Genomic DNA, 23,200 nt, shown 5'->3' on the forward strand with positions numbered 1-23,200 from the left:
GCGTGATTCGGCACTCCACTCCCCTCGTCGGGGCTCTCACGACGCCGCCGCGGTGACGGCCAGCGCCGTCCAGTAGCCGACGAGCAGGCACGGGCCGAAGGGGATCGTCGGCGCGCGGCCCCCGCCCGGACCCTCGCGCCGGCGCACCCGCCGAGCGCGGCGTAGGCCCGGCACGGCGGCCACGACGCCGGCGCCCGAGGCGACGCACGCGAGCAGCCACAGCGCCGGCGGCGACACGAGCCACAGCGACCCCACGAGCGACGCGGCGAGCTTCACATCGCCGAGGCCGAGGGCGCCCGCCCGAGCAACGAGCCAGCCGACGGCGGCTGTGGCCGTGGCCGCTGCGAGAGCCGACCCGGCATCCTGCGCCCGGATGCCGTCAGCGCCGGGTGCGATCAGCCCGCCCGCACAGGTCGCCACGGTGAGACCCAGCGCCGGCAGCGTCAGCACGTTCGGCAGCCGACGCCGGGCCAGATCGGACCGCACGAGCAGCGGTGACGCGAACGCCAGCCAGAGCACCGTCGGCAGCACGAGCGGGGGCGCGCTCGCGCAGGCCGCGAAGCCGACGGCGGCGAGCAGCAGGATCACGAGAGTGTCGACGAGACCGATCATGCGCCGACGCTAGAGGGCCCGGCGCCCCACGGAATCCGGCGAAGCGGGATCTGTGGAGAGCCGGGCCCTGTGGAGAACCGGGCGAGCGCTAGGCGAGCTCGTTCGACTCCAGCAGCTCGGTCACGAGGGCTGCGATCGCCGACCGCTCGGACCGCGTCAGCGTGACGTGGGCGAACAGCGGGTGCCCCTTGAGCGTCTCGATGACACTTGCGACGCCGTCGTGGCGGCCGACGCGGAGGTTGTCGCGCTGCGCGACGTCGTGAGTGAGCACGACCCGCGAGTTCTGGCCGATGCGTGAGAGCACGGTGAGCAGCACGTTGCGCTCGAGCGACTGCGCCTCGTCGACGATCACGAACGCGTCGTGCAGCGACCGGCCGCGGATGTGCGTGAGCGGCAGCACCTCGAGGAGGCCGCGCTCGACGACCTCGTCGAGGACGTTCTGCGAGACGATCGCGCCGAGCGTGTCGAAGACCGCCTGCGCCCACGGGTTCATCTTCTCGCCGGCGTCGCCGGGCAGGTAGCCCAGCTCTTGCCCGCCGACCGCGTAGAGCGGGCGGAACACCATGATCTTCTTGTGCTGCTGCTTCTCGAGCACAGCCTCGAGGCCGGCGCAGAGCGCGAGGGCCGACTTGCCGGTGCCCGCGCGACCGCCGAGCGAGACGATGCCGACCTCGGGGTCGAGCAGGAGGTCGATGGCGAGCCGCTGCTCGGCGGAGCGGCCGTGCAGGCCGAAGACGTCGCGGTCGCCGCGGACGAGCCGCACGTGGCCGCGGGAGACGACGCGCCCGAGGGCCGAGCCGCGGTCGGAGTGCATGACGAGCCCGGTGTTGACGGGCTGCTCGGCGGCGCGGGTCGAGATGTGCTCGTCGTCGTACAGCTTGGCCATCTGCTCGGACGAGATCTCGACCTCGGCGAGGCCGGTGTAGCCGGAGTCGACGACCTGCTCGGCCCGGTACTCCTCGGCCGCAAGGCCGATCGAGGCGGCCTTGACGCGCAGCGGGAGGTCTTTCGAGACGACGACCACGTCGAGCCCGTCGCCGGAGAGGTTCGATGCCACCGCGAGAATCCGCGAGTCGTTGTCGTCGAGGCGGAGGCCCGAGGGCAGCACCGACATGTTGGAGTGGTTCAGCTCGACCCGCAGCGACCCGCCCTTGCCGACCGGCACGGGGAAGTCGAGGCGCTCGTGCTCGATGCGCAGGTCGTCGAGGAGGCGCAGTGCGTGCCTGGCGAAATAGCCCAGCTCGGGGTCGTGCCGCTTCTTCTCGAGTTCGCCGATGACGACGACCGGGATCACGACCGCCTGCTCCGCGAAGCGGAACATGGCCTGGGGGTCGGAGAGCAGCACCGAGGTGTCGAGAACGTAGGTGCGGACCTTGGTCGACGCCCCGCTCTCACCCCCGCTCGCGCCCTGAGTTTCGGAACTTGCGGTGATGTCGAAAGCGGTCACGACCCACTCCATCTCCGAGGCGCCGTAGCGCTCGGTACCTTCCCGCAAGACGGCCGTGGAGCTGTCGCGAAACGAACTTACGTGGCCGTCTCGACCGGGTGCTCTACCCGATGGCTCGAAGCTACGTGACACCACCGACAATGCTCAAATCGACACGCCCGCGAAAAGTTACGGCCAGATGAACCCGAGTCACACGAGCATCAGGGCGCAGGATCCGAGACCCGCACGACCTCAGTAGCTCAGACTCGACCCGTACGACGTGAGGGCCCCGCGCAGCGCCTCGAAGGTGGCCTCGCCCGTCGACACGTGCGCGCTGAGACGCACGAGACCGCCGCGCACCGTGGCCGTGACGCCGTGGTTGATGAGCTCGGCGGTGAGGGGCGTGAGCTGCTCGGGCGACGGCTCCAGCACGACGATGCCGGCGCGGTGGCTCTCGTCGCGCGACGAGACGACGGGGAGCGCGAACTCGTCGGCGATGTCGATGAGCCGCGACACCTTCTCGGCGATCGACTGCTGGACGGCGGCGACTCCGACCTCGGCGACGGCTTCGAGGGCCGTCGCGAAGCGCGCCTGCGCGATCGGGTCGGCCCGGGTCACCTGGAACGCCGCGGCGCCCTGAAGCGGCGGCGGAACCTCCTCGTACGACCCGCCGAGGGGCACGATGGTGCCGCTGGTGCCGGAGACGAGGGGGACGAGGTCGGTCGCGGCGCGCTCGGAGAGCCCGAGGAAGCCTGTGCCCCATCCTGCGCGGACCCACTTCTGGCCGCCGGAGACGACCACGTCGGCCACCTCGTAGGGAGCGTCGACGACGCCGAAGCCCTGGATGGCGTCGACAACCAGCATGCGGTCGCCGATGACGTCGCGGATGCCCTCGAGGTCGGCGAGGTAGCCGGTGCGGTAGTCGACGAGGCTGACAGCCACCGCCGTCGTCGCAGGAGTGAGGTTGTCGCGGATCACCGCGGGCGTCACGACGCCCTGCGGCGCCTGCAGCGTGATGTGGTCGAGCGTGTGCAGGGCCTGGGCGGCACGCTGCGCGGCGATCGGGATGCTCGGGTACTCGCGGGCCGAGTACAGCACCTGGCCGCTCAGGCCGAACAGCGCGTGCATGAGGCCGGTGGAGGCGTTCGGCTGGAAGACGATGCGGTCGGTCGGGAGGCCGGTGACGCGCCGGACGGCCTCGCGCACGCGGATGTCCTGCTCGTCGAAGACGGCCGCGGCGCCGTAGCGGGCGCGGACGAGGATCTCGCCGAGGGCGGACTCCTCGTGGAGCACGGCGCGGCTCATGGGGCCGTAGGCCGCGAAGTCGAGGTACCCGGGGTCTTCGTCGAAGGCCTCGGCGAACTCGTCGATGGTGGTCACGTGGTGGTGCTCCCTGTACGGTGGGCGAACCTCACTACCGTATACGCGCTTCGAGCCGCCGACGAACCGGGCCTACCCGCCGAAGCGACGGTGACGATTCGCGAAGTCCCTCACGGCCCGCAGGAAGTCCACTTCGCGCAGGTCGGGGTAGTACGCCTCGACGAAGTAGAACTCGCTGTGCGCGCTCTGCCAGAGCATGAAGTCGCTGAGCCGCTGCTCGCCCGAGGTGCGGATCACGAGGTCGGGATCGGGCTGCCCTCCGGTGTACAGGTGATCGGCGATCATCTCGGGCGTGAGGACGTCGGCGAGGTCGTCGATGGTGCCGCCTCCTGCGCCGTGCTGCCGGACGATGCTGCGGAGCGCGTCGACGATCTCGCGACGGCCGCCGTAGCCGACGGCGAGGTTCACGTGCAGGCCGGTGTGGCCCGCGGTCTTGGCCTGGGCCTCGGCGAGCGCCGTGACGAGCCTCGGCGGCAGGTTGTCGGTGGAGCCGACGTGCTGCACGCGCCAGTCCTGCGAGAGCGACAACTCGTCGGCGAGGTCGGCGATGATCTCGACGAGGGCCTTGACCTCCTCGTCCTCGCGGTTCGTGAGGTTGTCGGCCGAGAGCAGGTAGAGCGTGACCACCCGGATGCCGAGGTCGTCGCACCAGGAGAGGAACTCCGGGATCTTCTCCGCGCCGGCGCGATGCCCGTGCGCGGCGGTCTCGAGCATCCGCTGCTTGGCCCAGCGGCGGTTGCCGTCGACGATCATGGCGACGTGGTGCGGGAGCTCTTTGCCGGCGAGACCGCGGCGGATGCGCGACTGGTAGAGCCGGTAGACGAAGCCGCGACCGGGTTTCGGCGTCCCCTCCGAGCGGAGGGCGGCTGAGGTGTCGTCGCCCTGCTCAGCCGATCCGTCGAGCCCTGTGGTCACGAAGCTACGGTAGCCCACCCCGCCTGACACTCCGTCGGCCGGGAGGACGAGACGGGGTGCCCGGGTCGTCCTGCCGGCCGACCCGGCCTCACCGCTCGAACCACCCCCGCGGGTGCATGTCGGCCGTCAGCTGCCGCCGCTCACCGCGCGGCGCGGCCCACTCGGCCGCGTTCGCGAGCACCTGGCGGATGTCCGGGTGGTGGTACACCGGGTACTCCTGGTCGCCGGGCGAGAAGTAGAACACCCGGCCGAGGCCCCGCCGGTAGGCGACTCCCGACCGGAACACCTCGCCGCCGGCGAACGTCGAGAGGAACACCGACTCGTCGGGCGTCGGGATGTCGAAGTACTCGCCGTACATCTCCTGTCGCTCGATGACGATCGGGTGCGGCACTCCGCGGGCGATCGGATGCTCGGGCGCGATCGTCCACACCAGCTCGCGCTCGCCGTCGTTCCGCCAGGCGAGCGAGCACGTCGTGCCCATGAGCCGCGTGAACACCTTCGAGTAGTGCCCCGAGTGCAGCACGACGAGCCCCATGCCCGCCTGCACGTGCCGGACGACACGCAGGGCGGCGTCGTCGGCGACCTGGTCGTGGGCGACGTGGCCCCACCAGAAGAGGACGTCGGTGGCCGCGAGGGCCTCTTCGGTGAGGCCGTGCGCCGGATCCTGCAGGGTCGCGGTGGTCACGTCGGCGGCGTCGCCGAGGCGCTCGCGCAGCCCCTCGGCGACGGCCGCGTGGATGCCGTGCGGGTAGTTCTCGAGCACGACCTCGTCGCCTCGGCTCTCGTGGACGTTCTCGTTCCAGACCAGGATCCGCACGGTCACTCCCCCGCCCCGTCGAGCTCGACCTCGTGGCCCGTCGCCGCCGACTCGTAGCAGGCGTCGACGATGCGGCTGCGATGCAGCGCGTACTCGCCGTAGTGCCCGACATGGCGCGGCGCGGCGGCTCCCTCACCCGCCCGGATCGACCGGAGGAACCCGTCGATGACGCTGCGGTGGTGCCCGGCCGGCACGTGCACGCGCGGGTGCGACACCGTGGGCGCCCCGGCGACGTCGGAGTAGAGCGTGAGGGTGTCGTCGGTCGCGTAGTCGTCGACGTGCAGGCGAACGCCGCCGGTCGAGCCGAGGAGCTCCACCTCGATGTCCTCGTGCGCCTTCGAGTACGAGGCCCAGGCCGCCTCGAGGTGGAGGCTCGCGCCGGTGTCGAAGCGGATGAGGGCGCTGGCGAAGTCCTCGACGTCGAACTCGTGGGTGCCGTCGCTCGCCGCGCGGGCCTTCGAGCCTCCGCCGCGACCGGCACGACCGAGGGCGCTCGCGGCGACCGCCGAGACGGTGACCGCGCGGGGCTCGCCCATGAGGTGCAGGGCAATATCGAGCACGTGCGACCCCAGGTCGATGAGCGGCCCGCCGCCCGCGGTGCGACGGCTGGTGAACCAGGAGCCGAGACCCGGGATCCCCGAGCGCCGCAGCCAGCTGGCACGGGCGTGGTAGATCTCGCCGATCGGGTCGTCGGCGAGATACGAGGCGAGGTAGGCGACGTCGGCGCGACGCCGGTGGTTGTACGCGACCTCGAGCACCCGATCGTTCGCGACGGCCGCGGCGACCATCTCGGCGGCGAGGTCGCCCGTGGTGGCGACGGGCTTCTCGCAGAAGACGTGCTTGCCCGACTCCAGCGCCGCCATCGCGATGGGGTGGTGCAGCGCATTCGGCACGCCGATCGAGACGATGTCGAGGTCGTCGCGCGCGACGAGGTCCTCCCAGTCGGCGTAGAGGTCGTCGACGCCGCGCGAGGTGCCGAGCTCCTGCAGCCGGTCGGGCTCCTGCCCGGCGAGCGCCACGACTCGCGCGCCGTCGAGGCTCTGGAACGCGTCGAGGTGCGTGCTCCCGGCGAAGCCGAGCCCGATCACCCCCACGCGCAGCTCGGGCGGCGCGGAGGCCGTGCCTCCGGCTGTGGCGGTGGTCGCAGGATCAGCAGCGGGCGTCGTCGTCGACATGGGGTCCTTTCGTGTGTTCTGTGGTCGAGCTGAGGGGTCAGCGGCGCACCCAGGCGGTCGCCGCGCCCGGCAGCCGGCGTCCGTCGACGGGCGTGCTCGCGACGATCACCTCGCCGTCGGGCAGGTCGTAGGCGTCGTCGCCGAACACGGTCACCGAGACCCAGCCGCCGGGGCGCTCGAAGGCGAGGACGTCGTCGCGCCCGGTCTCGAGCCAGGTCAGGCCGGCGGCGGCGTCGGCGCGCTCGACGAGCTCGTGTCGCGTGGCGAGGGCACGACGGTAGAGGTGGAGGGTCGAGTCGGGGTCGCCCTCCTCGGCCTCGACCGACGACTCGGCGAACCACGCCGGCTGAGGTAGGTGGGCCGGCCCGGAGCCGAAGCCGAACGACGGCCCGCTCGTGGCCCAGGGCAGCGGCACGCGGCAGCCGTCGCGACCCACGTCGACGCCGGGGTTGCGGAAGAACGCGGGGTCCTGCCGCTCGTCGGCGGGGATGTCGGCGACCTCGTGCAGGCCGAGCTCCTCACCCTGGTAGAGGTAGGCGGAACCGGGGAGCGCGAGCTCGAGCAGGGTGGCCGCGCGGGCGCGGCGCAGCCCGAGCGCGCGGTCCAGCACGGGCTCGTCTCCGCCCGAGCGCAGCCAGGCGGCGCCTTGCTCGCGCAGATCGCCGCCCGAGGGCAGACCGTACCGAGTGGCGTGGCGGACGACGTCGTGGTTGGAGAACACCCAGGTCGACGACGAGCCCGACTGAGCAGCCAGCGCGAGGTTGAACTCGATGACACTGCGGAACTGCGCCGCGTCGAACGAGGCCTCGAGGAGGTCGAAGTTGAACGCCTGGCCGAGGCCCTCTGCGCTGGCGTAGCGGGCCCGCCGATCGGCGGCGACCCAGGCCTCGGCGACCGCCGTGCGGGCCGGCGTGTACTCGTCGAAGACCTGCCGCCACTCGGCGTAGATGTCGTGGACGTCGTCGCGGTCCCAGAGCGGGTGCGTGCCGTCCTTGGGCATCGCGGCGAGCTCCGCCTCGGTCGGCAGCGTCTGGGGCAGGCTCTTGGCGAGGCCGTGCGCGACGTCGACCCGGAATCCTGCGACGCCACGGTCGGCCCAGAACCGCAGGGTGCGCAGGAAGTCGTCGCGCACCTCGCGGTTCGACCAGTTGAGGTCGGGCTGCTCGCGGGCGAAGTGGTGGAAGTACCACTGGCCGTCGCCGACCGGCTCCCAGGCCGGGCCGCCGAAGGCGCTGGTCCAGTCGGCCGGCGGCAGTTCGCCGTTCGCGCCCAGCCCGTCGCGGAAGATGTAGCGCTCGCGCGCGGCCGAGCCGCGCGGGCTCGCGAGGGCCTTGCGGAACCACTCGTGCCGGTCGGAGGTGTGGTTCGGCACGATGTCGACGATGCAGCGGATGCTCGCGGCCTCGAGCGCGGCGACCATGCGGTCGAAGTCGGCCAGCGTGCCGAGCCTCGGGTCGACGTCGCGGAAGTCGTCGACGTCGTAGCCGCCGTCGGCGAGCGCCGACGGGTAGAACGGGCTCAGCCACACGGCGTCGACGCCCAGCGCCTCGAGGTACGGCACTCGCGACGTGATGCCGGGCAGGTCGCCGATGCCGTCGCCGTTCGAGTCGGCGAACGACCTCGGGTAGATCTGGTACACGGCGGCGTCGCGCCACCACTCGCGCGCCTCGAGGGGCGCCGAGTCGAGGGTGACGGTGGACGGGGTGGTGCTGGTGGTCACTTGATTGCTCCCTGGGTGACGCCCGCCATGACCCATCGCTGGGTCACGAGGTAGACGATGATGGCCGGTGCCATCGCCATGAGGTACGAGGCGAAGGCGACGTTGTAGTTGTTGCTGAACTGGGTCTGGAAGATCTGCTGCAGGACCGGCAGGGTCTGCAGCGCCGGGTTCGAGGTGATGAGCGACGGCATCATGAAGTCGTTCCACGATGCCAGGAACGCGAAGATCCCGACCGTCGCGCTCATGGGTGCGAGCAGCGGGAAGACGAGCTGCCAGAACACCTGCCCGGTCGTCGCGCCGTCGAGGCGGGCGCTCTCCTCGAGTTCGTCCGGGATCGAGCGGAGGAACGCCGTGAACAGCAGCACGCTGAACCCGAGCTGGAACATGATGTGGAGCAGCGCGACGCCGATCGGGTTGTCGAGGTGCACGAGACCGGTCAGCTTCACCTGCGGCAGCGCCACGACCGGGAACGGCAGGAAGAGCGCCGCGAGCAGGTAGTAGAACGACCAGCGGAAAAGCCGCTTCTTCCAGTTCCGCGAGATGGCGAACGCCGCCATCGAGCTGAGCAGGATCGTGCCGGCCACCGTGACGCCCGCGACCCCCACCGAGATGGCGAAGCTGCGCGGGAAGTCGGTGAGGGTCCAGGCCTGCACGAAGCCCGAGACGCTGAACGGGGCGGGGAGCGTGAAGGCGTTCCCGTCGACGGACTGCGCGGTGGACTTGAACGCCATGGTCAGCGTCACGTAGAGCGGCACGAGCACGGTGAGCGAGCACACGGCGAGGACGATCGTGAGGATCGCGCCGGAGCCGAGGCGACGGCTCCTGCCCGAGGCTCCCCGCGACGACCGGGTGCGGACCGCGTCGGCGTCGGCCGTGCGGATGCTGCCGGTGCGGGTGGTGGTGCTGAGGGGGATCTGGGTGGACATCAGGCGTCCTTCCGGCGCGTGGCGCGCAGCTGGAGGAGTGCGATCACGATCGCGATGAGGAAGAAGATGGTCGCGTTCGCCATCTGGTACGAGTAGTCGCCGTTCGAGAACCCGTTGAAGATCGACATGGCGATGCTCGTCGTCGACGTGCCGGGGCCGCCGTTGGTGAGGCCCACGATGATGTCGTAGGCGTTGAGGAAGTTCTTGAAGCCGATGATGACGTTGATGAGGATGTAGCCCGCCGTCAGAGGCACCGTGATCGACACGAGCTGCCGGAACGACGAGGCGCCGTCCAGGGCGGCGGCCTCGTACACGTCGCCGGGGATCGCCAGGACGCCCGCGATGTACACGAGCACGGCCGACGGGATCGCCTGCCAGGCCGTGACGATGACGATCCCGACCCAGGCGAGGTTCGGGTTGGCCAGGATGCTCGTCGACAGCGGCCCGATCCCCAGCGCCGACGCGACGGCCGGCACCGAGTTCGAGAACAGGAAATTGAACACGTAGGCGATCACGATGCCCGAGACCACCATCGGCAGCACGAAGGCGGCTCGCAGGGCCACCTTCGCCCGGATCCTGGCGGTGAGGCCGATCGCCAGGAGGAACGCCAGCAGGTTGACGACCACGACGGTCACCAGGGCGAACCCGATGGTGAAGCCGTAGGCGCCGCGGATCGTCGGGTCGCCGAAGAGCGACAGGTAGTTCACGATGCCGGTGATGCTGTAGGAGCCGAAGCCCACCGAGTTCGTGAAGCTGTAGAAGACGCCCATGACGGCAGGCAGGGCTATGGCCAGCGTGAAGAGCACGAGGCCGGGCAGGAGGAACGCGTAGAACGTGCGGTCGACGCCGCGCGAGCGGCGGGTGCGGGGTCGTTCGAGGGTGGTCATGACGATGGCCCTTCTAGGAGCGGCGGAGCGCGAGGCGCGACCAGTCGCCGTCGAGCTGCGTGAGCACGGGGCGGGCGGCGGAACCGAGGGCGATCGACTGCGCGTAGTTCGCGACCGGGATCTCGGAGGGGATGAGCTGGGAGACGCCGAGATAGAACGCGGCGTCGTCGTAGTACTTCTGCATGCCGACGAGAGCGGGGTTCTTCGTCGGCGGGGCGTCCTTCGTCGTGCCGAATGTGTTGTTGTCCGCGTTGTATTTGTCTTGGATCTCGGGTCGCATGAGGAAGCGCAGGAAGGTGCGGGCCGCCTCCTGCTTCTTCGACACCTCGGGGATCCACAGGGCGAGGTCGACGTTGACCCGGATCTTGAGGTCGTGCGGGTCGTTCGTCATCGGCAGCGGGAAGCTGCCGATCCGCATCTTCGCGTTCGTCTTCGCGATCTCGTTGAGCGCCCACGGACCCTGCAGGTACATGGCGCCCTTGCCCTGCGAGAAGCCGAGGTTTCCGTCGCCGTAGGCGCGACTGGAGGCGTCCTTGTTCGAGTACTTCGTGAGCTCGACCATCTTGGCCATCGGGCCCTCGAGGTCCTTCTCGAACGACGTCGCCGAGCCGGATCCGACCGACGCGCCCTCGGCGTCGAGCCGACGGAACAGCCCGGGCACGTCGACCATGCCGCCGATGGAGTAGTCGAACATGCCCTGGGCGATGGTCCAGGTGTCCTTGTAGGTGTTGTAGAACGGCGAGACGCCGGCGGCCTCGAAGGTCTTGCAGGCGGCGATGAGGTCGTCCCAGGTCGTGGGCACCTCGACGCCGTGCTTCTCGAACAGGTCGACGCTGAAGAGCACCGAGGCTCCCGCGACCGCATACGGGATCGCGCTGGTGCGCCCCGGGAAGCTCGCCGTCTGGTTCATGAGCGGCGTGAGGTCGGGGTTGATGCGCTTGGCCTCGGCCATGTCGGAGAGGTCGCTGAGGGCGCCCCGCTCGACGAACTCGACCACCGAGAAGTTGTAGTTCCAGCAGCCGAGGTCGGGCGGGTTGTTCCGCACGAAGTCGGCCGACATGTTCGACGTCGAGTCGCGGACCACCCGGACGGCGGACTGCTCGGCGTGGAACTTCGCGATGAGCGTGTCGAAGTAGGTGAGCACCTCGGGCTTCGAGACGTAGAAGCTGATGGTGGTGGGGCCGGAAGCCGAGCCCGAGGCGCCGGCGCAGCCGGCGAGCGCGAGCGAGGCGCCGACGCCCGTGGCGCCCAGGAGGAAGGAGCGCCGACTCAGCGCCGGGCTCGCGGGTGGTCTTGTCGGATGCACGTCGATGTCTCCCTTGACAGTCGGACTGTGTCAGCCGCGTCCCTGATCGATCCACGGCCCGGCATAAATCTAGTCATTAAATTTAGTTCTCGCATCAATTGTCTCGGAAAATATGTCGCCGGTAGAATCGCGACATGCCCGAGCACCGAACCGTCACGCCTGCGGGCGGTCTGCGCCGGGCCAATGCCGAGACGGTGCTGCGCTACGCGCTCGGCGTCGACGTCTTCAGCGCCAGCGATGCGATCGACGCCACCGGGCTCACCCGCTCGACCGTGATCGGCCTCTGCGACGAGCTCGCGTCACTCGGCTGGCTGACCGAGGCGGGGCAGGATCGCGGCACCCCGCTCGGCAAGGGCCGCCCCGCCCGCCTCTTCGCCCTCGACGCCCGGCGAGGCGTCGTCGCGGGCATCGATGCGGGCCAGCACAACGTCACCGTGGCCGTCGCCGACCTGCGCGGGCGCACCCTCGCCCGCACTCACCGGACCTTCGACGGCGACGGACTCGACCCCGAGCACCGCGTCGCGATGACCGACGCCGCCCTCGCCGACGCCCTCGCCGAGGCCGGCACCGGCAGCGACGCGGTGCTCACCACCGTCGTCGGGATCCCCGCGCCCACCGACGAGACCGGGCACTCCCCCGCCGGGCACGCCGGCTACTGGTCGCGGATGAACCCCGAGCTCGGAACGGCGCTGTCGGGCCACGGCCGCGTCGTCGTCGAGAACGACGCGAACCTCGCCGCCGTCGCCGAGAGCACCATCGGCCGAGGTCGGGGCACCGCGTCGTTCGCGGCCCTCCTCGCCGGCGAGCGCTTCGGCGCCGGACTCATGGTCGACGGCTCGCTGCTGCACGGGCGCCACGGCGGAGCGGGCGAGATGCGCATGCTCGAGTTCGTCGAGGGGGTGGGCGACGCCTCCGGCCTCGCGGCTCTCGCCCGGGCGTGGGGTGAGGAAGCTCGGGAGGCGGGGCTGCCTCGCGGGTCGGCCCTCGCCCGGCGGCCCGAGCGGGCTGTGACGGCCGAGGAAGTGTTCGAGGCGGCGGCGGGCGGCGATCCTGCGGCCCTGGACATCTGCTCGCGGCTGGGCGACCGGCTCGCGCGCGTCTGCCTCGTGCTCTCGAGCCTTCTCGACGTCGAGCGCGTCGTTGTGGTCGGGGCCATCGCGTCGGCGGCGGGGCCTGTGATCGACCGCGCGCGCGAGGCTCTCGGGTCGTACTACCCGCCCGTGCCCGAGATCGTGCCGTCGGAGCTCGGGGCCGACGCGGTGGTCGTCGGCGGCATCCGTCGCGGCCTCGAGCTGGTGCGGGCGAACCCGCTCGACTTCCGGCTGGCTACGGCGACGTAGGGCCGTGGTGGCCGCCGTCGCGGAGCTCGTCGTCGAGCCCTTCGGCGGCACGCTTGGCCTCGGCGCGCTCGACGGCGATCTGCTCGCGGATCTCGGCGCGGTACCTGGTGCGACGGATGCGGCGCACCATGTCGATGATGAGGAAGAGCGTCGCGACGCCGACGAAGAAGATCGCGAGGAAGCCGATCCAGCCCGGCGTGACCTCGCTGTCGGGGACCTTCTGCACTGGCTCTTGCGAGGGCCCGGTCTCGGCCAGCCAGAGCGTGGCGGTGGTCGCCAGGCTCAGGAGCGCGCTCACTCGCCCTCCTCGGAGACCACGCCGGCGAACAGGTCGGTCTCGGGCAGGTGCGTCTCGACCTTGGAGTCGATCAGCTGGAAGTCCTCCGTCGGCCAGACGCGCCGCTGCAGCTCGAGCGGGAAGCGGAAGAAGAAGCCGGTCGGGTCGACCTGCGACGCGTGGGCGCGCAGGGCGTCGTCGCGGATCTCGAACGAGTCGGCCACGTCGATGTGCGTGGTCGACAGGTCGGGGCGGTCGTCGCCCCACCGCTCGAACATCTCGTCGAGCTGGGCGAGGATCGGGGAGTCGGGCGTCTCTTCCTTGATCGCGTCGTAGATGGCGTGCATCTTCGTGTTGTTCATGATGCGGTCGTAGTAGAGCTTCGAGATCTGCCACGCGGGGCCCGCGTCGGGGTAGCGGTCGGGATCGGCGGCGGCCTCGTACGCGGCGACGGAGACCTCGTGCGTGCGGATGTGGTCGGGGTGCGGGTAGCCGCCGTTCTCGTCGTAGGTCACGAGCACGTGCGGCTTGAAGCGGCGGATGATCCGCACCAGCGGCTCGGCCGAGATCTCGAGCGGGATCGTCGAGAACGAGTTGACGGCGACGGACTCGCCCTCCTCGGGCAGGCCGGAGTCGGAGTAGCCGAGCCAGGCGTGGTCGACGCCCATGATCGCCTGCGCGCGGGCCATCTCGAGCACCCGGAGACCGGCCATGTCGCGGACCGCGTGCGCCCTCGCCTCGAGGTGCTCGTTGAGGATCGACCCCTGCTCGCCGCCCGTGGCGCTCACGACCAGCACCTCGGCGCCCTGCTTGCGGTAGTGCGCGTAGGTCGCCGAGCCCTTGCTGGACTCGTCGTCGGGGTGGGCGTGCACGGCCAGGAGGCGCAGGGGCAAGGGGTGACCTCGGATTTCTGTCAGGGTCAGCGTTGCTAACCTGTAGACCAGGATAAACGGACGGAGTTCGCGGTGGCGCCCACCCCCTCGGCATCGAGCGGCACGCGCGATCGACGCGACCCCACGGGCGAGTTCGCCACCGAGCTCGACCGCCGCTACGGGCGCTCTCGCTCGTTCCGGCTCCGGCGCCGGTGGATCGCCGTCATCGTCGGCGTCGCGTTCGCCGCGGTCTTCGGCGCCTGGGTCGTCTGGGCCGGCTTCGACGGCACGAGCGCCTCGGTCGACACCGACGACGCCGGCTACACGATCCTCAGCGACCACCAGGCGACCGTGAACAGCCAGGTCTCCGTCGCCCCCGGCACGAAGGTCGACTGCGCCGTCGAGGTGCTGAACTCGGGCTTCGACGTCGTCGGCTGGAAGATCGTCCACCTGCCCGCGCAGACCCAGCAGACCACCGTGTACAAGACGTCCATCACGACGATGAACCGCGGTGTCACGGGCTTGATCGACAAGTGCTGGCTGCCGTAAACTCGCCTGATTCACCATCGAGACCGGCCCCTCGGCCGGTCTCCTTTTTTCGGTGCTAGGAGAAGCTATGAGCAACACGGAATCCACCACCTGGCTGAGCCAGGAGGCCCACGACCGACTCGTCGCCGAGCTCGAGACCCTCGAGACCACCGGCCGTGACGACATCGTGGCCCGCATCGCCGCCGCCCGCGAAGAGGGCGACCTCAAGGAGAACGGCGGCTACCACGCCGCCCGCGACGAGCAGGCGAAGATCGAGGCCAGGATCCGACAGCTGACGCAGCTCCTCAAGACCGCCACCATCTCGGAGGGCGAGGCCGACACCGGCATCGTCGGCCCCGGCATGCTCATCACGGCGACGATCGCCGGCGACGAGTCGACCTTCGTGCTCGGCAGCCGCGAGATCATCGCCCCCGGCAGCGACCTCACCGTCTACAGCCCGTCCAGCCCGCTCGGCGAGGCCATCAGCGGCAAGTCCGCCGGCACCACCACGTCGTACACCGCACCCAACGGCAAGGAGATCTCGGTCTCCATCACCGCCGTCGCCCCGTACAACGAGTAGGGGTCACTCGACCCTTACGGGCTTGAAGCCGTTCTCGACGAGGCGCTCCATGACCTGCTCGGCGTGCTCGGGGCCGCGCGTCTCGATGCTGAGCTCGAGCTCGACCTCGCTGATCTGAAGCCCCCGGCCGTGCCGGGTGTGCAGCACCTCGACCACGTTGGCGTTCGCCTCCGAGACGATCTCGGAGACACGCGCCAGCTGGCCGGGGCGGTCGGGCAGGCCGACGCGGAAGTGCAGGTAGCGGTCGGAGGCCGCAAGACCGCGGCTGATGACGCGCTCCATCATGAGCGGGTCGATGTTGCCGCCCGAGAGCACGACGACCGTGGTGCCGAGCGGCTCGACCTGCTCGGTCATGATCGCGGCCACGCCGACCGCTCCGGCCGGCTCGACGACCTGCTTCGCGCGCTCGAGCAGCGTCAGGATCGCGCGGGCGGTGTCGTCGTCCGACACCGTCACGACCTCGTCGACGACGTCCTTCACGATCTCGAAGTTGAGCACGCCCGGCTTCGCGACGGCGATGCCGTCGGCGATCGTCGGGGTGGGAACGACGGCCGTCGCGGCCCCGAGCTTCATCGACACGGCGTAGGGCGCCGAGTTCGCCGCCTGCACTCCGATGATCCTGATGCCTCGGCCCTGACGCTCGCGCACCTGCGTGACGGCGCTCGCGACGCCCGCGATGAGTCCGCCGCCGCCGATCGCCATCACGATCGTGTCGACGTCGGGCACCTGGTCGAGGATCTCGAGCCCGAGCGTGCCCTGGCCGGCGATGACGTCGGCATGGTCGTACGGCGGGATGAACACCGCTCCGGTCGAGTCGGAGAACTCCTTCGCGGCCCGCAGGGCGTCTTCGACGGAGTGGCCGCTCAGCACGACGTCGGCGCCGTAGTCGCGGGTCGCCTGCAGCTTCGGCAGGGCGACGCCGACGGGCATGAAGATCGTGGCCTTGAGCCCGAGCTCGCGGGCGGCGAGCGCGACCCCCTGAGCGTGGTTGCCGGCGGAGGCCGCGACGACGCCGTGCGACTTCTCCTCCTCGCTCAGCACCGACAGGCGGTTGAACGCGCCGCGGACCTTGTACGAGCCGGTGCGCTGCAGGTTCTCGCACTTGAGGTAGACGGGCGCGCCGAGCACGCGCGAGAGGTAGGTCGAGCTCTCCATCGGCGTCACGTGCGCGACCTTCGAGACGCGCTCGCGGGCTGCGAGGAAGTCGTCGAGGGTGGGGCCGGCGAGGGTGCGGTCAGTCATCGGCGGGGTCCTTCGGGGAGAGGGTCTCGGGTGCGGGCGCGAGATCGGCGGGTGGGGTGTCGCCGGGCTCCTGCGACCGGGCCTTCCAGCGGCCGGCCGCGATCGAGTGCACCATCGTGTTGACCGTGGCGACGAGCGGCACGGCGAAGAGGGCGCCCGCAATGCCTGCCAGAAGCGCGCCGCCGGCCACCGCGAAGACCACCGCGAGCGGATGGACCTTGACGGCGTTGCCCATGACGAGCGGCTGCAGCACCTGGCTCTCGAGCAGGTGGATGAACAGCACGCCGGCGAGCATGATCAGTGCGATCACGGGCCCGTTGTACACGAGCGCCACGAAGACCGCGATGATGCCGGTGACGATCGAGCCCACGACCGGGATGAACGAGCCGAGGAACACGGCGACCGCGATCGGCACGGCCAGAGGGATGCGGGCGATCGCGGCGATGAGGCCGATGCCGACCGAGTTCACCAGCGCGACGAAGATCTGCACCTTGACGAAGCTGGTGAGGGTGATCCAGCCGGCGTGACCGGCGTCGTCGATCGCGGCGCGAGCCCGCTTCGGGAAGAGCCGGACGGTCCAGCGCCAGACCGCGGCGCCGTCGATGAGCAGGATGATCGTGCCGAACACGGTCAGCAGGAGCCCGGTGAAGAAGTGCTCGAAGCCCGAGCCGATGCTCTTCGCGCCCGCGAGCAGTCCGTTCGTGTCGGTCTGGACGGCCGAGACCGCCGTGTGGAACTCGCCGTTGAGCTGCTTCGGCGTCAGGTGGAACGGGCCGGAGATGAGGAAACCGCGCACGTCGAGGTAGGCGTGGAAGGTGCGGTGCCGGAGCTCGGGAAGTTCGTCGAGGATCTGCGTGACGACGAGGAACCCGAGGCCGGCCAGGACCACCAGGACCACCAGGATCGGGACCACGGTCGCCAGCCACCGCGGCCACCCGTGCCGCCGCAGGAAGGCGGCGCCGGGGACGAGCAGCGCCGACAGCAGGATCGCGATCATCAGCGGGATGACGATGAACTCGAGCTCGGAGACCACGAAGAGGAAGAGCGCGATCACGCCGGCGATGGCGAGGATGCGCCAGGCCCAGGCACCGGCGATCTGCATGCCCGCGGGCAGAGCACGATCGGTGGGGCGCTGCATTCGGCCAGTCTAGGGCTGTGCGCCGTGACCCACGGGCCCCCGATCGCGGCAGACGATGACGGTGGCCTCCGCTAGCGTCGGTCGGGTGGTCAAGTCCGTCGTCTCTCCCGCCCAGGCACGCCGAATCGCCCTCGCCGCGCAGGGGTTCGGCGGTGTGCCGCCCACGGTCGTCGGCACCCGCCAGCTCAACCTCGCCATCGACCGGCTGGGGATCGTCCAGATCGACTCGGTGAACGTGTTCGAGCGCAGCCACTACCTGCCGCTCTACGCCCGGCTCGGTGCGTACGACCGCACGCTCCTCGACCGCCTCACCTTCGCCGCGAAGGGCCGCTACACCGAGTACTGGGCGCACGAGGCGGCCTTCCTGCCGGTGGCGGCCTGGCCGCTCTGGCGCTGGAAGATGCGCGAGTACCGCGACGGCTACGATCGCGACGACTCGTCGTGGGCGGCGGCGAACCAGCCGATGCTGCAGTGGCTCCTGGACGAGCTCCGCACGTCCGGGCCGCTGCCGGCGAGCGCCATCGAGCACGATTCCAACGTGCGGCGCGGGCCCTGGTGGGGCTGGAGCGACGTCAAACGCGGCCTGGAGGTGCTGTTCCGCACCGGCGACGTCGTGAGCGCCGGCCGCACGCGCTTCGAACGCACCTACGCGCTGCCCGAGCAGGTGCTGCCGGGAGAGATCCTCGACGCCGAGGTCTCGAAGGCCGACGCGCATCGCGCACTGGTCGAGCACGCCACCCGGGCGCACGGCATCGGCACGGTGTCGGACATCGCCGACTACTTCCGACTCAAGGTGGCCGACACGACCACGGCCCTGCGCGAGCTCGACGACGAGGGCGTGGTGCAGCGGGTCGAGGTGCCGGGCTGGAAGCGGCCGACCTTCGTCCACCGCGACGCCCGGCTGCCGCGCCGCATCGAGGCCGACGCGCTCCTGTCGCCGTTCGACCCGGTCGTGTGGGAGCGCCCGCGGGCGGAGCGCCTGTTCGGGTTCCACTACCGGATCGAGATCTACACGCCGCAGCCCAAGCGCGTGTTCGGCTACTACGTCCTGCCCGTGCTGCAGGACGACGCCCTCGTCGGGCGCGTCGACCTCAAGAGCGATCGTCAGAGCGGCGTGCTGCGCGTGCAGGCGGCGTGGCACGAGGCGGGGCAGACGGTGGAGGTGGAGCGTCTCGCCGGGCTCCTGCGCCGGACCGCCCAGTGGCAGGGGCTCGGCGACGTCGAGGTCACGGGGCGCGGCGATCTCGCGCCCGCGCTCGCGTCAGCCCTGCGAGCGGGCGGCTAGGCCGGCCCGGCCAGGGGCCAGCTAGAACTGGGCGGCGTTCTTACGGAGGCGGGCGATTCGATCCGCGAGCGGCGGGTGCGTCGAGAAGATGCGCGCCATGACACCGGGCCGCATCGGGTCGCTGATCCACAGGTGCGACATCGACGAGTTCTGATCGCGCATCGGGCGACCGTACGCGCCGAGCTTCTCGAGCGCCGAGGCGAGCCCCTCGGGGTAGCGGGTGGTGAGGGCGCCGGTCGCGTCGGCGAGGTACTCGCGCTGACGCGAGACCGCGGCCTGGACGCCCGCGGCGGCGAGCGGCGCGACGATCATCGCGGCGAGCCCGACGATGATCATGACCGGGTTGCCGCCTCCGCCGCCGTTCTCGTTGTCGCGGCGGTTGCCGCCGCCGAACATCGCGCCGAAGAACGACATGCGCAGCATGATGTCCGCCAGGAACCCGACGGCGACGACGAGGCCGAAGACGATCGTCGAGACGCGGATGTCGTAGTTCTTGACGTGCCCCATCTCGTGCGCCATGACGCCCTGAAGCTCGGTGTCGTCCATGATCGCCAGGAGTCCCGTGGTCGCGGCGACGACCGCGTGCTGCGGGTCGCGGCCGGTCGCGAAGGCGTTCGGAGCCGGGTCCTCGACGACGTACACCTCGGGCATCGGCAGCCCCATCGTGATCGAGAGGTTCTCGACGGTCCGGTAGAGGCGCGGCTCGGTGTGGGCGTCGACGCGGATCCCGTGGCTCATCGCGATCGCCTGCCGCGACGCGAAGAAGTACTGCACGAGGGCGTACAGGGCGGCGATCACCAGCACGGTGAAGCCGATCGACGGGTTGCCCCAGATCGCGCTGGCGGCGAAGCCGAGCGCGCCGATGATCACCAGGAAGACCAGGATGATCAGCCAGGTGTTGATCTTGTTGCGCGAGACGGCGGAGTACACGGCGAGCGTCCTTGCGTTCGTCAGAGAGTGGTGAGGTGCCCCGGGCTAGAACTGCACGCGCGGCGGCTCGGCGATCGCCGACGGCTCGGCGACCTCGAAGAAATCGCGGTTCGTGAAGCCGAGGCGCTTGGCGAACACCGTGTTCGGGAACACCTGCGTCTTCGTGTTGAACTCGCGCACGCCCCCGTTGTAGAACCGGCGGGCGCCCTGAATCTTGTCTTCGGTGTCGACGAGCTCGGACTGCAGCTGCAGGAAGTTCTGCGACGCCTGGAGCTGCGGGTAGGCCTCGGCGACGGCGAAGATGCTCTTCAGCGACTGCTGGAGGTGCGTCTCGGCGACGGCCGCCTCGGCCGGGGTCGTGGCGCTGAGCGTCTCGGCGCGGGCCTTCGTGACGCTCTCGAAAACGCCGGACTCGTGGCTCGCGTAGCCCTTCACCGACGAGATGATGTTCGGGATCAGATCGCCGCGGCGCTTGAGCTGCACGGTGATGTCGCTCCATGCCTCGTCGACGCGCACCTTGAGCGTCACGAGCGAGTTGTACGTCGCCCAGAAGTAGATGCCGACGATGATTGCGAGCACCACGACGATGCCGACTGCGATGAGAATGCCTACGAGGGCGGAATCCATGGCGAAAAGCTCCTTGTTGATCCGGATCGACTATAGAGGCGGCACCTTGGAACCTACGGAGCGGCTGGGCATTCTCTGAGGTAATTCTCGCCACGCCGTGTTCTTCACAATTCAGTATCTGTTTGCCGGATCAGCCGCACGGCGGATTGACTTGTACCCCGCGACTTGGCTGAATGGGTGACAGTGCTCACCGACACGACCCTCAGCTCCACCGGCTCCGCGGCTACCGGCGGCGGAGTGCTTCGGGGTGCGCACCGGGCCGATGCGCGCGGGCACTCGTCACGAGCGACGGGTCGCAGGATCCTGCTCGCCGCCGTCTCGATCTCCGCTCTGACGCTCGCCGCCCTCGGGGCCCTCGCCGGAGGGCCCTCAGCCTCGGCTGCGACGTCGACCCCGACGCCCGCTCCCCCGACGTCGAGCTTCGCCCCCGCGACGGCGCCGACCATCTCGGTCGCCGACTCGGACTCGTCGAACGGCACGGCCCAGGGCACCGGAGTGGCCGGCGACCAGCTGCGCGTGCTCGACCCGGCACACCCGTCGCAGTCGCTCTGCACGGCGACGGTCGACGCGGGCGGCTCGTGGTCGTGCCCGGTCACGCTCACAAGCGGGGCCGGCCAGGCGCTCACCGTGCGCGACCTGACGCAGCCGACGCTGCCCGACGTGACCTCCAGGGCGTTCGACGTGCTCACCGAGCCCGTGGTCTCGTCGCCGTCGGGCGTCGCCGTCGGTGCCACGGTCTCGGGCACCGGCTTCGCGGGCGCGACCGTCACGGCGTCCCTGACCGGCACCGGGCAGACCTCCGGCACGACCTTCAGCGTCACCGCAGCGGTCTCGTCGTCGGGCTCGTGGTCGACGGTCCTCCCCGCGTCGGGCGTCCCGTCGGGCACCTACAGCGTGTCCGCCGTCCAGCGGTCGGCCTCCGTGCCGTCGATCCCGGTCTCGTCGCAGTCGAACACGGTCGACATCGTCATCGACCGGACCGCCCCGGCGGCACCGGTGCTGCTGCGGCCCGCCGCGGGCTCGACCGTCACCACGCAGCCGTTCAGCTTCGTCGGCACGGGCGAGCCGGGTGCCACGGTCACCACGTACATCGACAGCAATCCCGTCTGCTCGGCCGCCGTGTCGGCCGCAGGATCCTGGAGCTGCTCGACCCGGGGCCTCCTCATCCCCGCCGGGTCGCGCGTGGTCCAGGCCGCACAGCGTGACGCGGCCGGCAACTACGGCCCGGCCAGCCCGAGCACGAAGGTCGCCTTCGCCGCCCAGCCGACCTCGACCCCGTCGGCGCCCTCGTCCGGCCAGCCGAGCGCCCCGTCGACCGGCGGCCAGACCGGTGCCGGTGGCGACGGCTCCAGCGGCTCGGGCGTTCCTGCTCCGGGAGGCACCACGGGCGGTCACAGCGGCGGCAGCGGCGGGTCGACATCGGGCGGCGCGCCGAGCGCGTCCGGTGGAGGCTCGAGCGGCTCGTCGGGATCGTCCGGCGGCTCCGGGTCCGCATCGGCGTCCGGCGCGGACTCGTCGGCGCTCGACGCGGCCGCGTCGTGGACCGCGCCGACCGGGTTCGGCCACGACCTTCCCACCCTGGCGCAGAGCGTGTCGAGCTGGGTCTGGATCTGGGCGCTCGTCGTCGGCATCGTCTTCGTGCTGCTCGTCATCGTGCCGCTGCGTCTCGCGGGCTCCGCCCTCGGCGGTCGCCTCGCGGTGCGCGCGCGACGATTCACCGGCCGCAACCGTGCCGTCTCCGAGCGCGACGAGTCGCCGCTCCTGCCTCCCGCCGCGGCGATCGCGGCCACGATCGGCGTGGGCGCCGTGCTCGTCGCGCTGGCCTTCGGCGTCGACGACCAGCTGCGCTACGTCCGCCTCGTCCTGGCGATCGGGCTCGGGCTGGCGCTCGTCAACGGGCTGGGCGCCGTGCTGCCGACGTGGGTGGTCGGGCGGCGGCTCGGGCGGCGGCTTCGGCTGGGGGCGAGTCCCCGGCTCCTGCTCGTCGCCGCCCTGGCCTGCCTCGCGGTGAGGATCTTCGACCTCGACCCGCCGCTCGTGCTGGGGGTGCTCGTGGCTGCGACCCTCGTCGACGACGACGGTGCGACCCTCGACGAGACCGGCGACATCCGACACGGCGGTCTGCTCGCGACCGTGCAGCTGTCGGCGATCGCGCTCGTGTCGTTCGTCGCGTGGGTCGTGCACGGATTCATCCCGGCCGCATCGGCGTCGTTCGCGGTCGAGGTGACCCGCGAGGCGCTCGCCACCACCTGCCTGGCCGGCCTCGGCTCGCTCGTGGTGCTGCTCGTGCCCCTCGCCCACCTGCCCGGCCGCGCGCTGCTGTCGTGGTCGAGGCCGACTCTCGTCGGGCTCGCCGTCGTGGGCGCGGCCCTCGCCGCGGTCGTCTACGCGGGCGCGCCGACCGAGGCGTTCCCGCTGCTGCCGATCGTCGTCGCGGCTCTCGTCTTCGCGGTGGTCGCCGTGAGCGCGTGGACCTGGGTGAGGTTCGTCGAGCCCGCGCTCGACGACGCCCCCTGACCCACGCGCCCGCGGCGTCCGCCTCGCGGGGGTCTCAGACCATCGCGCCGAGCGACGGCGCCGCCGACGAGGCCGCCTGCTTCGCCGCCATCGCCTGCAGCTCCTTCGCGTACGCCTCCACGGCCGAGCCGTAGCCGCCGGCGAGCGCCTTCGCGTCGATCTTCTTCAGCTCGACGATCTTCTCGGCGCGGCTGTCCCCCTTGAGGGACTTCAGGTCGGCCTTGAGCGACGCCGGCGCGGCCTTCCACGCCGCTTCGGCCTTCGTCGCGATCTCCTTGATCTCGGAGCCGTAGCCGCCGTCGAGCGCCTTGGTCTCGATCGCGGCCACGGCGCTGCGACGATCGGCCCCCTTCTTGCCCTTGAGCGCCGTGAGGTCGGCCTTCAGCGCCGACGGCAGGGTGCCGACGAGGCGGCGCAGGCCGGCCGGGCGCAGGGCGCGGAACGGCATGACGAGCCGGGTCGACGAGTGGGTCGACGATCCGGCCTGCGACGACGAGGCGGACGGCGACGGCGTGGGGGTCGCCGCGTTCGCGGCCGCGGCGCCGAAGACGCCGGCTCCGGCCACCAGGGCGCAGGTGGTGCCGGCGACGACGGCGAGACGGGTCAGTCGGGTGGTGTGCATGGGTCCTCCTTGGTCGGGCGCCGATGCTCTCGGCGCGTCGATCATCGTGACGACGCCGACTCCTCGACAGGTTCGGCG

At 70.9% G+C, this 23,200-nt stretch carries 22 protein-coding genes; 5 read left to right on the forward strand and 17 right to left on the reverse strand.

Translation table 11 applies throughout. The features are described from left to right. Positions 1 to 36 precede the first annotated feature (36 nt). From C8E83_RS10435 to C8E83_RS10480, 10 genes are all read right to left on the reverse strand, one after another. Positions 37 to 612 carry a prepilin peptidase gene (locus C8E83_RS10435; RefSeq protein ID WP_121369835.1) on the reverse strand — a complete coding sequence of 192 codons (576 nt, stop codon included), beginning with the start codon at positions 610 to 612 and terminating at the stop codon, positions 37 to 39. An 88-nt stretch (positions 613 to 700) separates the two neighbouring features. Continuing rightward, positions 701 to 2,071 (reverse strand): RNA 5'-3' helicase PhoH2, encoded by a 1,371-nt coding sequence (phoH2, locus tag C8E83_RS10440; RefSeq protein ID WP_121369836.1) that lies wholly within the window; start codon positions 2,069 to 2,071, stop codon positions 701 to 703. Positions 2,072 to 2,290: 219 nt separating this feature from the next. Next, entirely contained in the window at positions 2,291 to 3,418 is a 1,128-nt protein-coding gene (locus C8E83_RS10445) for an aminotransferase class V-fold PLP-dependent enzyme (RefSeq protein ID WP_121369837.1), read from the reverse strand. 72 nt (positions 3,419 to 3,490) lie between these two features. Then, positions 3,491 to 4,333: an isoprenyl transferase gene (locus C8E83_RS10450; protein WP_121371856.1), complete on the reverse strand. Its 843-nt coding sequence runs from the start codon at positions 4,331 to 4,333 to the stop codon at positions 3,491 to 3,493. A gap of 88 nt (positions 4,334 to 4,421) precedes the next feature. Beyond that, complete coding sequence (locus C8E83_RS10455; RefSeq protein ID WP_121371857.1) at positions 4,422 to 5,150, reverse strand: ThuA domain-containing protein; 729 nt, start codon at positions 5,148 to 5,150, stop codon at positions 4,422 to 4,424. A gap of 2 nt (positions 5,151 to 5,152) precedes the next feature. After that, a complete protein-coding gene (locus C8E83_RS10460; protein ID WP_121369838.1) occupies positions 5,153 to 6,325 on the reverse strand; it encodes a Gfo/Idh/MocA family protein in 1,173 nt (390 codons plus the stop codon). Positions 6,326 to 6,362: 37 nt separating this feature from the next. Further along, positions 6,363 to 8,045: a glycoside hydrolase family 13 protein gene (locus C8E83_RS10465; protein WP_245981588.1), complete on the reverse strand. Its 1,683-nt coding sequence runs from the start codon at positions 8,043 to 8,045 to the stop codon at positions 6,363 to 6,365. Further along, entirely contained in the window at positions 8,042 to 8,971 is a 930-nt protein-coding gene (locus C8E83_RS10470; protein WP_121369840.1) for a carbohydrate ABC transporter permease, read from the reverse strand. Before C8E83_RS10470 ends, C8E83_RS10465 begins: the two co-directional genes overlap by 4 nt. Then, positions 8,971 to 9,858 carry a carbohydrate ABC transporter permease gene (locus tag C8E83_RS10475; protein ID WP_121369841.1) on the reverse strand — a complete coding sequence of 296 codons (888 nt, stop codon included), beginning with the start codon at positions 9,856 to 9,858 and terminating at the stop codon, positions 8,971 to 8,973. The genes C8E83_RS10470 and C8E83_RS10475 overlap by 1 nt, the downstream gene beginning before the upstream one ends. A gap of 13 nt (positions 9,859 to 9,871) precedes the next feature. Beyond that, positions 9,872 to 11,164, reverse strand: a complete 1,293-nt coding sequence (locus C8E83_RS10480) for an ABC transporter substrate-binding protein (protein WP_121369842.1) — start codon at positions 11,162 to 11,164, stop codon at positions 9,872 to 9,874. Positions 11,165 to 11,298: 134 nt separating this feature from the next. Between C8E83_RS10480 and C8E83_RS10485 the strand changes: the two genes are divergently transcribed. Next, on the forward strand, positions 11,299 to 12,504 hold the full coding sequence (locus tag C8E83_RS10485; protein ID WP_245981589.1) for an ROK family protein: 1,206 nt from the start codon (positions 11,299 to 11,301) through the stop codon (positions 12,502 to 12,504). Here the strand turns inward: C8E83_RS10485 and C8E83_RS10490 are convergent. Both C8E83_RS10490 and mca read right to left on the reverse strand, forming a co-directional pair. Further along, positions 12,491 to 12,802: a hypothetical protein gene (locus C8E83_RS10490; RefSeq protein ID WP_121369843.1), complete on the reverse strand. Its 312-nt coding sequence runs from the start codon at positions 12,800 to 12,802 to the stop codon at positions 12,491 to 12,493. The two genes, C8E83_RS10485 and C8E83_RS10490, sit on opposite strands and share 14 nt — an antisense overlap. Then, positions 12,799 to 13,674: a mycothiol conjugate amidase Mca gene (mca, locus tag C8E83_RS10495; RefSeq protein WP_211331686.1), complete on the reverse strand. Its 876-nt coding sequence runs from the start codon at positions 13,672 to 13,674 to the stop codon at positions 12,799 to 12,801. Before mca ends, C8E83_RS10490 begins: the two co-directional genes overlap by 4 nt. Positions 13,675 to 13,746: 72 nt before the next feature. Between mca and C8E83_RS10500 the strand changes: the two genes are divergently transcribed. Both C8E83_RS10500 and greA read left to right on the forward strand, forming a co-directional pair. Continuing rightward, on the forward strand, positions 13,747 to 14,202 hold the full coding sequence (locus C8E83_RS10500) for a DUF4307 domain-containing protein (protein WP_121369844.1): 456 nt from the start codon (positions 13,747 to 13,749) through the stop codon (positions 14,200 to 14,202). A gap of 67 nt (positions 14,203 to 14,269) precedes the next feature. After that, a complete protein-coding gene (gene greA / locus C8E83_RS10505) occupies positions 14,270 to 14,761 on the forward strand; it encodes a transcription elongation factor GreA (RefSeq protein WP_121369845.1) in 492 nt (163 codons plus the stop codon). A 3-nt stretch (positions 14,762 to 14,764) separates the two neighbouring features. On the opposite strand, the gene ilvA is transcribed toward greA, so the two are convergent. Next, on the reverse strand, positions 14,765 to 16,003 hold the full coding sequence (gene ilvA, locus C8E83_RS10510) for a threonine ammonia-lyase (RefSeq protein WP_121369846.1): 1,239 nt from the start codon (positions 16,001 to 16,003) through the stop codon (positions 14,765 to 14,767). Further along, on the reverse strand, positions 15,996 to 17,141 hold the full coding sequence (locus tag C8E83_RS10515; protein WP_245981591.1) for an AI-2E family transporter: 1,146 nt from the start codon (positions 17,139 to 17,141) through the stop codon (positions 15,996 to 15,998). Before C8E83_RS10515 ends, ilvA begins: the two co-directional genes overlap by 8 nt. Positions 17,142 to 17,226: 85 nt before the next feature. On the opposite strand from C8E83_RS10515, the gene C8E83_RS10520 reads away from it, so the two are divergent. Continuing rightward, positions 17,227 to 18,426 carry a winged helix-turn-helix domain-containing protein gene (locus tag C8E83_RS10520; protein WP_425454763.1) on the forward strand — a complete coding sequence of 400 codons (1,200 nt, stop codon included), beginning with the start codon at positions 17,227 to 17,229 and terminating at the stop codon, positions 18,424 to 18,426. A 21-nt stretch (positions 18,427 to 18,447) separates the two neighbouring features. Here the strand turns inward: C8E83_RS10520 and C8E83_RS10525 are convergent, their stop codons facing one another. After that, entirely contained in the window at positions 18,448 to 19,356 is a 909-nt protein-coding gene (locus tag C8E83_RS10525) for a M48 family metalloprotease (RefSeq protein ID WP_121369848.1), read from the reverse strand. 45 nt (positions 19,357 to 19,401) lie between these two features. Further along, a complete protein-coding gene (locus C8E83_RS10530) occupies positions 19,402 to 19,983 on the reverse strand; it encodes a LemA family protein (protein WP_121369849.1) in 582 nt (193 codons plus the stop codon). 177 nt (positions 19,984 to 20,160) lie between these two features. On the opposite strand from C8E83_RS10530, the gene C8E83_RS19515 reads away from it, so the two are divergent. Then, positions 20,161 to 22,500 (forward strand): hypothetical protein, encoded by a 2,340-nt coding sequence (locus tag C8E83_RS19515; RefSeq protein WP_170159910.1) that lies wholly within the window; start codon positions 20,161 to 20,163, stop codon positions 22,498 to 22,500. Positions 22,501 to 22,534: 34 nt separating this feature from the next. Here the strand turns inward: C8E83_RS19515 and C8E83_RS10540 are convergent, their stop codons facing one another. Then, complete coding sequence (locus tag C8E83_RS10540) at positions 22,535 to 23,122, reverse strand: hypothetical protein (protein WP_147430147.1); 588 nt, start codon at positions 23,120 to 23,122, stop codon at positions 22,535 to 22,537. Positions 23,123 to 23,200 lie beyond the last annotated feature (78 nt).

Source organism: Frondihabitans australicus (genome assembly GCF_003634555.1).
In the GTDB taxonomy this organism is placed as follows: domain Bacteria; phylum Actinomycetota; class Actinomycetes; order Actinomycetales; family Microbacteriaceae; genus Frondihabitans; species Frondihabitans australicus.

Coding starts and splice junctions, on each gene's coding strand:
- C8E83_RS10470 (WP_121369840.1), bottom strand. CDS start 8,971: ATGTCCACCCAGATCCCCCTCAGCACCACCACCCGCACCGGCAGCATC.
- C8E83_RS10435 (WP_121369835.1), bottom strand. CDS start 612: ATGATCGGTCTCGTCGACACTCTCGTGATCCTGCTGCTCGCCGCCGTC.
- C8E83_RS10485 (WP_245981589.1), top strand. CDS start 11,299: ATGCCCGAGCACCGAACCGTCACGCCTGCGGGCGGTCTGCGCCGGGCC.
- C8E83_RS10530 (WP_121369849.1), bottom strand. CDS start 19,983: ATGGATTCCGCCCTCGTAGGCATTCTCATCGCAGTCGGCATCGTCGTG.
- C8E83_RS10515 (WP_245981591.1), bottom strand. CDS start 17,141: ATGCAGCGCCCCACCGATCGTGCTCTGCCCGCGGGCATGCAGATCGCC.
- C8E83_RS10475 (WP_121369841.1), bottom strand. CDS start 9,858: ATGACCACCCTCGAACGACCCCGCACCCGCCGCTCGCGCGGCGTCGAC.
- greA (WP_121369845.1), top strand. CDS start 14,270: ATGAGCAACACGGAATCCACCACCTGGCTGAGCCAGGAGGCCCACGAC.
- phoH2 (WP_121369836.1), bottom strand. CDS start 2,071: ATGGAGTGGGTCGTGACCGCTTTCGACATCACCGCAAGTTCCGAAACT.
- C8E83_RS10460 (WP_121369838.1), bottom strand. CDS start 6,325: ATGTCGACGACGACGCCCGCTGCTGATCCTGCGACCACCGCCACAGCC.
- C8E83_RS10540 (WP_147430147.1), bottom strand. CDS start 23,122: ATGCACACCACCCGACTGACCCGTCTCGCCGTCGTCGCCGGCACCACC.
- ilvA (WP_121369846.1), bottom strand. CDS start 16,003: ATGACTGACCGCACCCTCGCCGGCCCCACCCTCGACGACTTCCTCGCA.